This is a genomic window from Streptomyces albiflavescens (genome assembly GCF_014645835.1).
Taxonomy (GTDB): domain Bacteria; phylum Actinomycetota; class Actinomycetes; order Streptomycetales; family Streptomycetaceae; genus Streptomyces; species Streptomyces albiflavescens.
In genome coordinates, this window is sequence record NZ_BMMM01000009.1 from 260,030 (window position 1) to 275,928 (window position 15,899).

At 67.6% G+C, this 15,899-nt stretch carries 8 protein-coding genes and 1 pseudogene; 6 read left to right on the forward strand and 3 right to left on the reverse strand.

Annotated features, from left to right (window positions below):
- The first annotated feature begins 38 nt into the window (after positions 1-38).
- Entirely contained in the window at positions 39-2,753 is a 2,715-nt protein-coding gene (gene acnA, locus IEY95_RS24945; protein ID WP_189188342.1) for an aconitate hydratase AcnA, read from the forward strand.
- 43 nt (positions 2,754-2,796) lie between these two features.
- Here acnA and IEY95_RS24950 read toward each other — a convergent pair whose 3' ends face one another.
- Complete coding sequence (locus tag IEY95_RS24950; RefSeq protein ID WP_189188483.1) at positions 2,797-3,186, reverse strand: zinc ribbon domain-containing protein; 390 nt, start codon at positions 3,184-3,186, stop codon at positions 2,797-2,799.
- Positions 3,187-3,193: 7 nt separating this feature from the next.
- Complete coding sequence (locus IEY95_RS24955) at positions 3,194-3,649, reverse strand: hypothetical protein (protein ID WP_189188343.1); 456 nt, start codon at positions 3,647-3,649, stop codon at positions 3,194-3,196.
- Positions 3,650-3,945: 296 nt separating this feature from the next.
- Here IEY95_RS24955 and IEY95_RS49195 point away from each other — a divergent pair.
- Positions 3,946-4,065, forward strand: a pseudogene (locus tag IEY95_RS49195) (chitin-binding protein); the annotation flags it as partial.
- Positions 4,066-4,432: 367 nt separating this feature from the next.
- Positions 4,433-7,705 (forward strand): GH92 family glycosyl hydrolase, encoded by a 3,273-nt coding sequence (locus IEY95_RS24960; protein WP_189188344.1) that lies wholly within the window; start codon positions 4,433-4,435, stop codon positions 7,703-7,705.
- Between the two features lie 87 nt (positions 7,706-7,792).
- On the opposite strand, the gene IEY95_RS24965 is transcribed toward IEY95_RS24960, so the two are convergent.
- Positions 7,793-11,620 carry a GH92 family glycosyl hydrolase gene (locus tag IEY95_RS24965; RefSeq protein ID WP_189188345.1) on the reverse strand — a complete coding sequence of 1,276 codons (3,828 nt, stop codon included), beginning with the start codon at positions 11,618-11,620 and terminating at the stop codon, positions 7,793-7,795.
- A gap of 784 nt (positions 11,621-12,404) precedes the next feature.
- On the opposite strand from IEY95_RS24965, the gene ngcE reads away from it, so the two are divergent.
- From ngcE to IEY95_RS24980, 3 genes are read left to right on the forward strand one after another with little or no spacing between them, the layout of a single operon-like run.
- Positions 12,405-13,811 (forward strand): N-acetylglucosamine/diacetylchitobiose ABC transporter substrate-binding protein, encoded by a 1,407-nt coding sequence (ngcE, locus tag IEY95_RS24970; protein WP_189188346.1) that lies wholly within the window; start codon positions 12,405-12,407, stop codon positions 13,809-13,811.
- Positions 13,812-13,818: 7 nt separating this feature from the next.
- Positions 13,819-14,880, forward strand: a complete 1,062-nt coding sequence (locus IEY95_RS24975) for a carbohydrate ABC transporter permease (RefSeq protein WP_095937206.1) — start codon at positions 13,819-13,821, stop codon at positions 14,878-14,880.
- Positions 14,877-15,785 carry a carbohydrate ABC transporter permease gene (locus IEY95_RS24980; RefSeq protein WP_095937207.1) on the forward strand — a complete coding sequence of 303 codons (909 nt, stop codon included), beginning with the start codon at positions 14,877-14,879 and terminating at the stop codon, positions 15,783-15,785. Before IEY95_RS24975 ends, IEY95_RS24980 begins: the two co-directional genes overlap by 4 nt.
- Positions 15,786-15,899: the final 114 nt, after the last annotated feature.

The following is a 15,899-nucleotide window of genomic DNA, read 5'->3' on the forward strand; positions in this document are numbered from 1 at the left end:
TTGTGGTGGGTACGCGCACATCAATGAAGGAGACTGTCGTGTCGGCGAACAGCTTCGACGCCCGCAGCACGCTGCAGGTGGGCGACGAGTCGTACGAGATCTTCCGGCTGGACAAGGTGGAAGGCTCGGCTCGCCTTCCGTACAGCCTGAAGGTGCTGCTGGAGAACCTGCTCCGCACCGAGGACGGCGCGAACATCACCGCCGACCACATCCGCGCGCTCGGCTCCTGGGACTCCCAGGCCCAGCCGTCGCAGGAGATCCAGTTCACGCCCGCCCGTGTGATCATGCAGGACTTCACCGGCGTGCCCTGTGTCGTCGACCTCGCCACGATGCGTGAGGCCGTCAAGGAGCTCGGCGGCGACGCGGCGAAGATCAACCCGCTGGCCCCGGCCGAGCTGGTCATCGACCACTCCGTCATCGCCGACAAGTTCGGTACGCCGGACGCCTTCGGGCAGAACGTCGAGCTGGAGTACGGCCGCAACAAGGAGCGCTACCAGTTCCTGCGCTGGGGCCAGACCGCCTTCGACGAGTTCAAGGTCGTCCCGCCCGGCACCGGCATCGTCCACCAGGTGAACATCGAGCACCTGGCCCGCACGGTCATGGTCCGAGGCGGCCAGGCGTACCCCGACACTCTGGTCGGCACCGACTCGCACACCACGATGGTCAACGGCCTCGGCGTCCTCGGCTGGGGCGTCGGCGGTATCGAGGCCGAGGCCGCGATGCTCGGCCAGCCGGTCTCGATGCTCATCCCGCGCGTCGTCGGCTTCAAGCTCACCGGTGAGCTCACGCCCGGAACCACCGCCACCGACCTGGTGCTCACGATCACCGAGATGCTGCGCAAGCACGGCGTCGTCGGCAAGTTCGTCGAGTTCTACGGCGAGGGCGTCGCCGCGACCTCCCTCGCGAACCGCGCCACCATCGGCAACATGTCGCCGGAGTTCGGCTCCACCGCCGCGATCTTCCCGATCGACGGCGAGACCCTGAACTACCTCAAGCTCACCGGCCGCTCCGAGCAGCAGGTCGCGCTCGTCGAGGCGTACGCCAAGGAGCAGGGCCTCTGGCTCGACCCGGCCGCCGAGCCCGACTTCTCCGAGAAGCTGGAGCTCGACCTCTCCACGGTCGTCCCGTCGATCGCCGGCCCGAAGCGCCCGCAGGACCGCATCGTCCTCGCGAACGCCGCGCAGCAGTTCGCGCAGGACGTGCGCAACTACGTTGACGAGGACGACGAGGCGGGCAAGGAGTCCTTCCCGGCCTCCGACTCCCCGGCCACCGCCAACGGCGTACCGACCCGTCCGACCACGGTCACCGCCCCCGACGGCTCGACCTACGAGATCGACCACGGTGCGGTGACGGTCGCGGCCATCACCTCCTGCACCAACACCTCGAACCCGTACGTCATGGTCGCCGCCGCGCTCGTCGCGAAGAAGGCCGTGGAGAAGGGCCTGACCCGCAAGCCGTGGGTCAAGACCACCCTCGCCCCCGGCTCCAAGGTCGTCACCGACTACTTCGACAAGGCGGGCCTGACCCCGTACCTCGACAAGGTCGGCTTCAACCTCGTCGGCTACGGCTGCACCACCTGCATCGGCAACTCCGGCCCGCTGCCGGAGGAGGTCTCCAAGGCGGTCAACGAGCACGACCTGGCCGTGACCTCAGTACTCTCCGGCAACCGTAACTTCGAGGGCCGGATCAACCCCGACGTCAAGATGAACTACCTTGCGTCGCCGCCGTTGGTCGTCGCGTACGCCATCGCCGGTTCGATGAAGGTCGACATCACCAAGGACGCCCTGGGCATCGACCAAGACGGCAAGCCGGTCTACCTCGCGGACATCTGGCCCTCCGAGGCCGAGGTCAACGACGTCGTCGCCAACTCCATCGGCGAGGACATGTTCAACAAGTCCTACCAGGACGTCTTCGCGGGCGACGCCCAGTGGCAGGCGCTGCCGATCCCGACCGGCAACACCTTCGAGTGGGACCCGCAGTCCACCTACGTGCGCAAGCCCCCGTACTTCGAGGGCATGACGATGGAGACCACCCCGGTCTCCGACATCGCCGGCGCCCGCGTCCTGGCCAAGCTGGGCGACTCGGTCACCACCGACCACATCTCCCCGGCCGGTGCGATCAAGGCCGACACCCCGGCCGGCAAGTACCTCACCGAGCACGGTGTCGAGCGTCGTGACTTCAACTCCTACGGCTCCCGCCGTGGCAACCACGAGGTCATGATCCGCGGTACGTTCGCCAACATCCGCCTGCGCAACCAGATCGCGCCGGGCACCGAGGGCGGCTACACCCGCGACTTCACCGTCGAGGGCGCGCCCGTCGCCTTCATCTACGACGCCTCGCGCCACTACATCGAGCAGGGCGTCCCGCTGGTCATCCTGGCCGGCAAGGAGTACGGCTCCGGCTCGTCCCGCGACTGGGCCGCCAAGGGCACCGCGCTCCTCGGCGTCAAGGCCGTCATCGCCGAGTCGTACGAGCGCATCCACCGCTCGAACCTCATCGGCATGGGCGTGCTCCCGCTCCAGTTCCCGGAGGGCGCCACCGCCGAGTCCCTCGGTCTCACCGGCGAGGAGACCTTCTCCTTCACCGGCGTCGAGGAGCTGAACAACGGCACCACCCCGCGCACGGTGAAGGTCACCACCGACACCGGCGTCGAGTTCGACGCGGTCGTCCGCATCGACACCCCCGGCGAGGCGGACTACTACCGCAACGGCGGCATCATGCAGTACGTGCTGCGCAACCTGATCCGCAAGTGATGTGCCCTTCGGCATGAGCGCCTAGGGTTCTGGCCGCCGCCCGTCATCGGGCGGCGGCCAGTGCTGCACGCGTCCGAGCGCCAGTTCCCTGGCCCCTCGCCCCCGGGTGGGGACTGCGCGTGCTTTTGTTAACCGTGTCGCCCATCCGGCGTGCACGGGCCTCGACTTCGATCGAGGGGCTGCGATCCGCGTGGTCGACGTGCCCGCAGTGAACACAAGCGAATTCTCGTCCGCAATGCAGACGACTCCGAGGACCGCATTTCTTGCATGCAGGACACGTCTGGGACGTGCCCTGCGGGGGTACCGGACGCAGTTCGCTCCCGTACCAGGCGCATTTGTATGCCAGTTGGCGCCGTCGTTCGCCAGGAATGTTGTCCAGGATTCCTAGCGTGAGCCCGGCCTTCTGCCTCGCGTTCCCTCTGTCCGTTGCCAGACAGGCCCTAGACCCAGCCCAGCGCCTGTCCGACCACGAAAGGGGCGGGGATCAGCAGCGCCATGCCGAGCCACGGGCCCACGGAATGGCCCTCCTGGCGAGGCATCAGGATGTCCACCACCAGCACCATTCCGAGGACGAACCCGCAGCCCAGCACGGCGCCGGTGATCATGCCGAGCGCGTTGTCGGGGCTCTCCTTGTCGCAGCCGATTCCGCCCCCGCAGTCGACCGACGGGTACTTGGTCAGCAGCCACCGCAGGCACAGGCCCGGGACGATCGCGACCAGCCCGATCAGCAGATTGGCCAGTGCGGGTGCCCACAGGCCGCGAACCGCCCCCGGACCGCGGCCGGTACTCGCGCCGCGGTCGGCACTCAGGCCGTGCTCGGTACCCGGGCCGTGCTCGGCACCCGGGCCGGGACTGGCCCCCCTCTTGTCATCACCACCCGATTCGGAGCACCGCACCAGCCCGCCCTTTTCCCTTGCTCGCCTTCACGTCGTTTTCATAGGTGGAAGAGGGGATGGGCGCACGCGGGGTTCCGGAGAGCCCGGCCCGGCGGCATCGCGCATGCCTCCCACGCCCCTCGCGTCGCTTGCGCGTGTCCGGATCGCTTGCCGCGCCGGGCGTTTACAGGGGTTCCGGTGCGCGCCAACTTCCCCATTGAGTGGGGTGGGAGCGCTCCCATCGCGGTGGACCGGAACCCTCCCCGGAGCCGCTCCCACCTCACGTGCATGTCCCTCAGGACCAACCAGTGAAGGAGATGGTGCACAACGCCGACTGGAACGGGGCGCTGGATCCGGGCGACAGCGCGACGTTCGGGTACGTCGTCTCCGGGACGGGTGATGATCCGTCGGCAGCTCTGCCGTGTCAGGTGGGTTGAATCGGCGACGCTCAGGGCGGACCGGGTGGGTGGTTCGGGACTCACCCGGTCCGCGAGCCCGGGCGGGGTCGGGGGAGGCCCTGCCCGGGATGGTGCGCAGCTCTCGGGGGTGGTGCGGTGGCTTGTGCCGATCGCGGTGTGCGACAACGTTGTCGAATAGTCTGTACATGACTCTACCGCCTCAACGGACAACGATGTCAAGCCAGTTGATCGACACCGGCTGGGCGTAGGGCCCCATTGGGGTGGATGTCGGCCGCGTCGTCGGCGCCGTACGCGGTCTTCCGTGGTACCCGTGACGCACGTTACTGTCCCTGCGGCTTGTGCGACCTGTGGTGCGCGACCCGTCCGAAGGAGGAGGGGCCGCGTCATGCGTTTCCGTCCGTCATCCGTTCTGCTGGCCGTCGCTCTGACGGTCGGCGGCGCCACCCCGGCGCTCGCCGCGACCGCCGCACCACCGGACCTCGTCCGGGACCCCACCGCGTACGTCGATCCGCTCATCGGCACCAAGAACGGCGGCAATGTCTTCCCGGGCGCCGTCGTCCCCTTCGGCATGCTCTCCTGGAGCCCCGAGAACACCCGCGGGGACGCCACCCGCACGGCCGCGCCGGGTGGCTACCACTACGACGCCACGCGCATCCGGGGCTTCAGCCTCACCCACATGTCCGGCACAGGATGCGCGGGCGGCAGCGGCGACATCCCGTTCTTCCCGTACGCCGGTGAGGTCACCTCCTCTCCGGCGAGCGACACCAAGGACGCCGTGTACGCGGCCGACTTCGCGCACGCCGACGAGACCGCCGAGCCCGGTCACTACAAGGTGGGCCTCGCCTCGGGCGTCACGGCCGATCTGACGGCCACCGCCCGCACGGGCTCGGGCCGCTTCATCTTCCCCGCCGACAAACCCGCCTCGCTGCTGATCCGGACCGCCAACTCCGAGGTCGGGTCGACGGATTCGTCCGTGAAGATCGACCCGGCGACCCGTACGGTCTCCGGCTCCGTCACTTCCGGGAACTTCTGCGGCTACCTCGACCCGGAGGGCCGACGCGCCTACTACACCCTCTACTTCACCGCCCACTTCGACCGCGACTTCAAGGCGACCGGCACCTGGCAGGACGACAAGCTGAGCCCGGGAACCACGGAGGCCGGCGGTGGCACCGGCGGATTCGGGCAGGGGGGCCGGCCTGTCGCGGACAAGGGTGCCGGCGGCTATGTGGAGTTCGAGCCCGGAGCCGATCCCGTGAACGTCAAGGTCGGTATCTCGTACGTCAGTCAGGCGGGCGCCGAGGCCAACCTCGCCGCCGAGAACCCGCCGTCCCGCTCCTTCGCCTCCGTCCAGGACGCCGCCCACCGCGGCTGGCGCGACCGGCTCGGCGCCATCCGGGTCGGCGGCGGCACCGACGACCAGCGGACCACCTTCTACACCGCGCTCTACCACGCCCTGCTGCACCCGAACGTCATCAGTGACGCCGACCGCAGATACAGAGGCCCCGACGACAAGGTCCATGTCGTCGGCAGCGGCCACCGGGCGCAGTACGGCACCTTCTCCGGCTGGGACGTCTACCGTTCCCAGGTCCAGCTGCTGACGCTCCTCGACCCGGTCACCGGCTCCGACATCGCGCAGTCGCTGCTCGAACTGGCCCGGCAGAACGGGGGAGTCTGGGACCGCTGGCTGCACGGCGCGAGCGGCACGCACGTCATGAACGGCGACCCGTCGGCGCCCGCGCTCGCCGGCATTCGGGCCTTCGGCGGCACGGACTTCGACCTGAAGGGCGCGCTCGACTCCCTGGTCCGGGCGGCGACCGTACCGACCGAGCAGGATCTGTCCTCGGCGGGCAAGCCCGTCCTCTCGGTGGGCCAACGGCCCTCCCTCGACAAGTACCTGGACCACCACTACATGCCCTCCGTCTCCAACGCCTGGGGCGGCGCGGCCGAGACCCTGGAGATGTCGGGAGCGGACTTCGCGATCTCCCAACTGGCCACGGCTGCGGGGGAGAAGAAGACCGCCGCCGACTTCGCGCACCGCTCCCAGTGGTGGCAGAACAACTTCAACATCGCCGCCGACCCCAGCGGCGGCTACATCGCCAACCGCAAGGCGGACGGCAGCTGGGTCACCGGCTTCACCCCGGCCACCGGCAACGGTTTCGTGGAGGGTACGGCGGCCCAGTACACCTGGATGGTGCAGCACGACCCGGCCGGCCTCTTCGCGGCCATGGGCGGCCGCGACAAGGCCCTCGACCGCCTGGACGCCTTCTTCCACAACGCGGACGGCAGCTGGGCCCTCACGGGCGGCGGCGGTGACAAGTCCGAACTGGACAACGAGCCCTCGATCAACGTGCCCTACCTCTACGACTACGCGGGCGCGCCCTACAAGGCGCAGCAGACCGTCCGCGCGGCGATGAACGAGCTGTGGTCGACGCAGCCCGGCGGCATCCCCGGCAACGACGACCTCGGCGAGATGTCGTCCTGGTACGTCTTCTCCTCGCTCGGCATGTACCCCCAGGTGCCCTCACGCGCCGAACTCACCTTGTCCTCACCGCTGTTCCCGAGGATCGAGATCGAGCGCCCCCACGGTGACGACATCGAGATCCGGGCGACCGGCGCGGCGGCCGACTCCCCGTACATCCAGTCCCTGAAGGTCAACGGCCGTACCAGCGACCGGCCTTGGCTCCCCGCCTCCTTCGTCCGGGACGGCGGCACCCTCGACTACACGTTGAGCGGCACCCCCGACCAGCAATGGGGCAGCTCCGAAGCCGCCACCCCGCCCTCCTTCCGCGAGGGCGAGCAGCCGTACCAGATCGGCGTCGGCCCGACCACGGCGACGCTCGCGCCCGGTGGCAGCACGAAGCTCGACATCCGCGCCCTCGCCCTGAGCGGCGGCGCCGGGCCCGAGGTGCGCTTCCAGGTGGACGCGCCGGACGGCGTGACGGCGACTCCCGCCGGGGGCACGGTGACCGACGGCACCCAGCAGATCACCCTGGCGGCAGGCGACGACGCCAAGCAGGGCTTCTACGACGTCAAGGTCACCGTGACCTCGGCCGACACGTCGTACGAGCAACCGGTGGCCCTCACGGTCGCGGCCCCGGACTCCCTCCTCGCCGCGTACAACAACACCGGTGTCTCGGACGACACCGGCGACCACGACGAGGCCGACTACGACGGCGGCGGCTGGAGCTACTCCCGTCAGGCCCTCGCCGACGTGGGCCTGACGCCCGGCAAACAGGGCAGCGTGGACGGCCTCACCTTCACCTGGCCCGACTCCCCGTCCGGCCGCCCCGACAACGCCTCGGCGACCGGTCAGACCATCGAACTCACCGGCGGAGCAACGCAGTTGTCCTTCATCGGCAGCGCGGTCAACGGCAACCAGCAGACCAAGGCGACCGTCACCTACACCGATGGCACCACCGACTCCATCGACCTCTCCTTCACCGACTGGACCGTCGGCGGCGGAGGCGGCACCGTCCAGTACGGCAACGAGACGGTCGCCAAGGCCGCGTACCGCAATGTCGCGGGCGCCGACAAGGACCCGGTGGCGACCTACGTCTTCGCCACCAAGCCCTTCCAGGCCCCGTCAGGCAAGACCGTCAAGAGCGTGAAACTGCCGGACAACGCGGACCTGCATGTCTTCACCCTCGCGGTCGACTGAACCGCCCCGGATGAGTCGCACCACATGAACGCGGGGCGGGCGCGGAGTGATCTCCGCGCCCGCCCCTCTCCCGTGGGGGGATGTGCGTCAGCCGAGCAGCTCCACCTCCGCGAGCGTCGCCTCGCCGTCGAGGACCAGCCGGTAGTGCGCGTACGAGCCCGGGTCCGCGACCGTGAACGCCCGGGTCTGCTTGTCCCAGGTGAAGGACTCGCCCGAGCGCTTGTCGAGGTCGGTCCACTGGCTGCCGTCGGACGAACCCTGCAGAACCCAGCCGGTCGGAGCCTTGGTGTGGTCCGACGGGGACGTCAGGGTGTACTGAACGCCCTTGGTGGCCGCGGAGACCGGCAGATCCACGGACGTGACGGTCGCGTCCGTCGCCGACGTGTTGTCGAAGAGCGCGCCGTCCCCCTTGAGGGTGTCCGTGCGGGGCGCGGGCACCTTGTCGTCCTGTGTGATCGACACGGGCGCCGCGTTCTTGCCGCTGCCCCAGGAGGACGGCTTGGCACCCATGTCGAACTCCAGCACTCCACCCTTCGAGATGAGCGAGTGCGGGAGCGAAGTCGACGTCCACTTCTTTCCGTTGACCTTCAGGCCCTGCACGTACACGTTCTTCGCGCTGTTCCTGGGTGCCTCGACGACCAGGTCCTTGCCGTTCTCCAGGTGGACGGTCGCCTTGGTGAACAGCGGGGAGCCGATGGCGTATTCACCGCTGCCCATCACCAGCGGGTAGAAGCCGAGCGAGGAGAAGAGGTACCAGGCCGACTGCTCGCCGTTGTCCTCGTCGCCGTGGTAGCCCTGCCCTATCTCGCTGCCGGTGTAGAGGCGGGAGAGGACCTCGCGGACGTTCTTCTGCGTCTTCCAGGGCTGCCCCGCCGCGTCGTACATGTAGTTGACGTGGTGCGCGACCTGGTTGGAGTGCCCGTACATGCCCATCCGTACGTCACGGGCCTCGGTCATCTCATGGATGACCCCGCCGTACGAGCCCACGAAGTCGGGGGAGGCCGTCTCGGGCGTCGCGAAGTACGCGTCGAGCTTCTCCGCCAGCCCGCTCCGGCCGCCGTACAGGTTGGCGAGTCCCCGCGAGTCCTGCGGCGCTGTGAACGCGTAGCCCCAGCCGTTCGTCTCGGTGTAGTCGTAGCCCCACACGCGCGGGTCGTACTTCGACGACTCGACCCTCCAGTCCCCCTTGTCGTCACGGCCCTGGAAGAAGCCGGCCTTGGAGTCGAAGAGGTTTACGTAGTCCTGGGCGCGGTTGAGGAAGTAGTCCGACTCCTCCTTGTAGCGCTTCTTGCCCGTCTTCTTGTAGAGCGCCCGACCCATCTCCGCGATGCCGTAGTCGTTGACGTATCCCTCCATGGCCCACGACAGGCCCTCACCCGTATCCGTGCTGGTGTAGCCGAGGAAGGGGGAGGTCGACATGCCCTTGCGGCCCACGCCCGACGCAGGCGGGACGACGGTCGCGTTCTTCAGGGCCGCGGCGTACGCCGATTCCGCGTCGAAATCGACACCCTTCACATAGGCGTCCGCGAACGCCACGTCCGACGAGGTGCCGGTCATCAGGTCCGCGTAACCCGGCGAGGGCCAGCGCGAGGTCCAGCCGCCGTCCTTGTATTGCTGCACGAATCCGTCGACCATCTCGCCCGCCTGAGAGGGCGTCAGGAACGAGTACGCCGGCCAGGTCGTCCGATAGGTGTCCCAGAAGCCGTTGTTGACGTACACCTTGCCGTCGACGATCTTCGCACCGGTGTGGGTGGGCGTGTCCGGGCTCGGCATCGGAGAGAACGGCGACGCGTACTGGTACTGCGAACCGACCTTCTCGAAGCCGGAGTTGGGGTACAGGTACAGCCGGTACATGCTGGAGTACAGCGTCGTCAGCTGGTCCGGAGTGGCACCCTCGACCTCGACCTTGCCGAGCAGCCTGTCCCACTGCTTCTGCGCCCGGTCCTTCACCGTGCCGAAGGACGTGCCGTCGGGAATCTCCTGACGGAGGTTGTCCTTGGCCTGGTCGATGCTGATGAGCGAGGTGGCGAGGCGCAGGGTGACGGTGTGGTCGGCACCGGCCTTGAACTTCAGGTACCCCTTGACCCCGGACGAGCTGCCGTCCGTGACCGGCGCGTCGAAGACCCCGTACACGAAGAGCCGTGTCGCCCCCGTCGACAGCCCGGACTTCACATCCGAGTACCCGGTGACGATCCCGTTCTCCTTGTCGAGCGTCAGCCCCGCCTGCTCGGTGACATTGTCGAAGACCACGCTCGCGTCGTCACCGGGATAGGTGAACCGCAACGAGGCCGCGTGGTCCGTCGGCGCCATCTCCGCCTTGAGCCCGTTCTCGAAGGTCACCCCGTAGTAGTAGGGGCGCGCGGTCTCGTTCTCGTGCCGGAAGGCGAGCTCGCGGGCCTCCCGGCCGGTGTCCGGAGTGCCCGAGGCGGCCGACGGCATCACCTGGAAGGTCTGCCGGTCACCCATCCAGGGGCTGGGCTCATGGCTCGCGCTGAACGCCTGGATCGTGGGCAGATTGTCCGAGTTGTTTGCGCGTGCGTAGTCGTAGAGCCAGCTCAGCGAGCCCGCGTTGGTCACCGGCGTCCAGAAATTGAAGCCGTGCGGGACGGCCGTCGCCGGGAAGTTGTTGCCGCGCGAGAAACCGCCGCTGGAGTTGGTGCCGCGGATGGTCGACGCGTAGTCGGACAGATGGGCCTTCGGCTTCTCGGGCTGCTTCACACGAAGCGAGACGTCGTCCAGCCAGCCGCGGAACTTCGCGGGCCCCTTCGGCGAGTCGTACGCAAGGAGGATCCGGTCGACGGTCTTGCCGGCCGCGACCGAACCGATCCGCGAGGCCACGTTGTTCCACTGATTGACGTACAGCACCTTGGCCGCGCCCTGCCCCTGCGGCGTCAGCGCGAAGCCGTGCTGGTCCGTCGCGTGGAGGTCGCTGAGGTAGCTGCCGTCGGTGAAGACCAGGTCCACCGCCACGTTCGTGGCGTCGTAGTCCCGGTCGCCGTCCGCCATGGACGGGAAGATCCGGTAGGACAGCTCGGTGTCCCGCCCGACGGCCACGTTCACGTCGAAGACCTTGTTGTACGAGTAGGCCCGGCCGTCCGGCTTGTGCGTACCCGCATAGCGCAGCGCCCGCTTGCCCGTGAAGCCTGCGCCCGCCTTCGCGGTGGGCGAGCCGCTCGGGCCGCGGTCCACCAGCGAGAGCATGTCCTTGGGCGTCGGGTCGTCGCTCTGGCCCGTCGAGAACTGCACATCGGCGAGCTGGAGGATGTCGCCGCCGTTGTTCTTCGTGACATCGAGCCGGAAGTGCTGGTACTCGACGGGGCTCGCGATGTCGTACGACTTCGTCTGGAACCGCTCGCCGAAGGACTCGCCGGAGCGGGTGTCGAGGGTCTTCCAGTCCTTGCCGTCCGTGGAGCCCTGGAGGGTCCAGTCCTGCGGGTCGCGCTCGTCGTGGTCGTTGGCCGAAGTAAGCGCGTACGTGACGACCTTGACCGGGGCGTCCAGGTCGAACTCCGCCCAGCCGGTGGGCTCGAAGGTCAGCCACTTGGTGCTCGACTCGCCGTCGACGAGGTTCTCCTTCACCTCGCCCGCACCGGTGTTCTCGCCGCTGGCACGGACGTCGGTGACGTGGTCGGTGACATTGCCGGGGATGCCGGTGCTGTAACCGCCGTCGACACCGGACGACCGCTTGGTGCCATCCGGTTCCGTATCAACTGTATTGAGCCAGTCCGGAGCGGGATCACCCGATTCGAACGATGAGGCGAACTCATGGTCCGCGGCCGCCGCTTGGGCGGGCAGGGCGACCGCCACGCCCTGCGAGGCGACGACGAGGGAAAGCGCTACCACCCCCATGACCGTTGAGGAACCCCATCTGGGCCGAGCGATAGAACTCTGTCTGTACCGAGCTCTGTGCTGCATGCGCGAGCACCCTCCCTGCGCTTGGACAACGTTGTCAACTTTGCTGCGCAAGGACCATTTGGGCGTCAAGTTGTCAGTGATGTCAAGGGTGTTGGGTGGGGTGTCCGGGGTGAATACCACGCGACGAGCTGCGCATTACTCCCAATGCGGGAGGTTGGCACCCTGTCGATCTTCGCCGGAGCCGTGCACGGGCGTCCCATATTTCCGTGAGGTCTCAACTCGGAAAAGACCGACAGTGAAACCTGCATTCGATCTTGCTCCGTTGGCGGGAAGTGGACTATACCTGTCGGCGTCTGCCAAGCCGTTCGACGGCCGTGGACTGGCAGGACCCAGGGGGGAAATCGGGAGGCCGCGGACGGTGTCACATACACCTACCGTCGCGTCGTCCCACTGAATCCCCCACGTACGACCCCAGCTTGACCTAACCGCGGTGCCGGGGAGGATCCGGTTCACCGCCTGAGTCCTGGAGAAGGCGAGGACTTGAGCATGGGATCCACCCCCGGCGTAGGCCATCGCGATCTCATCAAGCGGAGCGAGACTGCCGCTCCGGCCGCGGCCCCGGCGACTGCTTTTCCGACATCACTCAGCTGATCACCATCGGTGCCGCTGAGCGGCTCCGAGACGACGGCGAAACGCCCCGATGTGCATCTCCGCCGACATCTCAAGCGGAGACCCACACCAGGACGCGCTCAAAGAGAAGTGCGGCAAGCACGGGGCCACCCCGGCCCGGCAGCCGAACACGCAGCAAACCGTACAGATCCAATCGATCAGTGAGGATGCGGAAATGACCATTCGTGCCGGCTCTCTCGACAGGCGGACGCTCCTGCGCGGGGCGATCGCGACCGCGGCCATGGGGTCGTTCGCCGTCGCCTGTAGCTCCCCCTCCGACAGCGGTAATGACGACAAGGGGGCGAAGGGCAAGACGAGCGCCAAGAACCCGTTCGGTGTCGCCGCGAACTCCAAGGTCGACGCGGCCATCTTCAACGGCGGCTACGGCGTCGACTACGTCACCTACGCCGGCAACATCGCCAAGGAGAAGAGCAACGGTCTCGACGTCAAGGTCAAGCCGGTCGTCGACATCGCCCCGGAGCTCCAGCCCCGCTTCGTCGGCGGCAACCCGCCGGACCTCATCGACAACTCCGGCGAGGACCAGATCGGCTTCCTCGGCATCCTCGACCAGCTCGAGGAGCTCGACGACGTCCTCGAGGCGAACAACTACGAGGGCAAGAAGATCGCCGACACGATCTATCCCGGCATCAAGGGCCCCGGCACGTTCAAGGACAAGTTCGTCGGGCTGAACTATGTGATGACGGTGTATGGCGTCTGGTACTCGAAGACGCTGTTCGAGGCGAACGGCTGGACCCCGCCGAAGACGTGGGACGAGGCGCTCGACCTCGGCCAGAAGGCGAAGAAGAAGGGCAAGTACCTCTTCGTCCACGGCAAGGAGGCGGCGACCTACTACCGCACGCTCCTGATCGACTCGGCGATCAAGGAGGGCGGCGACGAGGTCCGGCTCGCGCTGGAGAACCTGGAGAAGGGCTGCTGGTCGCACCCGGCCATCCAGGGCGTGATCAAGGTTATGGAGACCATGGTCAAGGAGAAGATGTTCGTTCCCGGCGGCTCCGGCACCCAGTTCCAGAAGGCGCAGGCGATCTGGAGCAACGACCAGAAGGCGCTGCTCTACCCGTCCGGTGGCTGGATCGAGAACGAGATGAAGAAGGCCACCAAGGCCGACTTCCAGATGACCGGCTTCCCGTCGATGACGCTCACCGACAAGCCGAAGCTGCCCTACGAGGCGATTCGCGCGGCCGCCGGCGAGCCGTTCATCGTCCCCAAGAAGGGCAAGAACCCGGCCGGCGGCAAGGAAGTGCTGCGCGCGATGCTGTCCAAGGACGCGGCCGCCAACTTCTCCAAGACGAAGCTGGCCCCGACGATCGTCAAGGGCACCGTGCCCGCCGACGGTTACGGATCGTCCGCCCTCGTCTCGCAGACGAAGATGCTGGAGGCCGCGGGCACCAACATCTTCACCTACAACTTCGTCGAGGCCTACGGCATGAACACCGACCAGCTGGTGCCGTGGAACTCGTTCCTCTCCGGTGACCTCGACGCCAAGGGTCTGACCTCGGCTCTGCAGAAGATCTCCGACAAGGTCCGGGAAGACGACTCCGTCGACAAGATCAAGGTCAGCTAGCACTGCGATGAAAGACAAGACCACCATCTCCGACACCGCGAGCAGCCGGCCCGTGCCGGCCGCTCGCGGCGGGCGGCCCCGGCGCCGCAAGCTCACGTTCGACCGGGTGACGTTCTTCCTCGCGTTCCTCGGTCTCCCGGTCGCCATCTTCGTGATCTTCGTCCTGTACCCCTTCGCCCAGGCGATCTTCTGGGCGATGACCAACTGGCGCGGTTTCAGCCCGGATTACGACTTCATCGGCCTCGACAACTTCGTCAAGATGTTCCAGGACGATGTCTTCCTGAAGGCGCTGCGCAATGTCGCCCTGCTGGCGGCCTTCGTGCCGCTGGTGACGTTGACGCTCGCTCTCGGGGTCGCGGTGGCCATCACCCTGGGCGGGCCCAGCAAGGGCCCCGTCCGGGGGATCAAGGGGGCGTCGTTCTACCGGATCGTCTCGTTCTTCCCCTACGTCGTGCCGGCGATCATCGTCGGCCTGATCTGGGCGCAGATGTACGACCCGAACGCCGGCCTGGTCAACGGCATCCTCAGCGGGCTCGGCCTGGACGGCTTCAAGGAGTTCGCCTGGCTGGGCGAACAGGCGACGGCGATGCCGGCCCTGATGTTCGTCATCGTCTGGGGGCTCGTCGGGTTCTACGCGGTGCTCTTCATCGCCGCGATCAAGGGCGTTCCCGCCGAGCTGTACGAGGCGGCCAGGATCGACGGAGCCGGCCGGTTCCGGATGACGATCTCGGTCACGCTGCCGGCGATCCGGGACAGTGTGCAGACCGCGTACATCTACCTGGGCATCGCCGCGCTGGACGCGTTCGTCTACGTACAGGCCATGCTGCCGGGCGGTGGGCCGAACAACTCGACCCTCACGATCAGCCAGCGGCTGTTCAATGTCGCTTTCGCGAAGCAGCAGTTCGGACTGGCCACCGCGATGGGGGTCGTCCTCGCCGTCGTCACCCTGGTGTTCGCGGCGCTGGTGTTCGCCGTCAACCGTCTGACCGGCGGGGGCGAGAGCGAGGGCCGTAAGGAAGCGCGTGGGTTGAAGGCTCGGCGTGCCGTAGCCAAGGGGGGTGCCCAGTGAGCGTCATAGCCGCCGACCGGAAGCAGGCGCGTGACCAGAAGCGGGCGAGCGACCAGAAGCTGACGAAAGCCGTCGCGGGCAGCGACCGCAGGTTCGCGGTGATCGCGCACGGCCTGCTGATCCTGTGGTCCGTGATCGTGATCCTGCCCATGCTGTGGGTCCTGGTGTCGTCGTTCAAGACGACCAAGGAGATCCTGTCGTCGCCGTTCGCGCTGCCGAAGCACTGGCAGTTCGACAACTACTCGCGCGCCTGGAGCGACGCGAGCATCGGGAAGTACTTCCTGAACTCCGTGATCGTGGTCGTCTGCGCACTGGTCCTGGTGATGTTGCTGGGCGCGATGTGCGCGTACGTCCTGGCCCGGTTCCAGTTCCCGGGACGCCGGCTGATCTACTACGTGATGCTCGCCGGGCTGACCTTCCCGGTCTTCCTGGCGATCGTGCCGCTCTTCTTCCAGCTGCAGAACTTCGGGCTGCTGAACACACGCCCGGGGCTGATCCTCACCTACGTCGCGTTCGCGCTGCCGTTCACGATGTTCTTCCTCTACGCGTTCTTCCGCTCCCTGCCGCACGACGTGTACGAGGCCGCGCTGATCGACGGCGCGGGGGACTGGCGGGCGTTCTTCCAGGTGATGCTGCCGATGGCGCGGCCGGGCATGGCGGCGGTGGCGATCTTCAACTTCCTGGGCCTGTGGAACCAGTTCCTGCTGCCGGTCGCGCTCAACACCGACCAGGACAAGTGGGTGCTGACCCAGGGCATGGCCGCCTACGCGTCCTCGCAGGCCTACGGCATCGACTACGGTGCGCTGTTCGCGGCGATCGTCGTCACGGTGGTGCCCGTACTGATCGTGTACGTCATCTTCCAGCGGCGGATCGCCGGTTCGGTGTCGCAGGGCACCTTCCGCTGACGCCCACCGTCGCGCCGTACGGCCGGCCGGGTCGCTCGGCCGGTCCGGCGGCCGACGTCATCACGTAACCGCTGCTTCACCCGCTGCGCACAGGGGTCGGGCCCCGGAGAGACA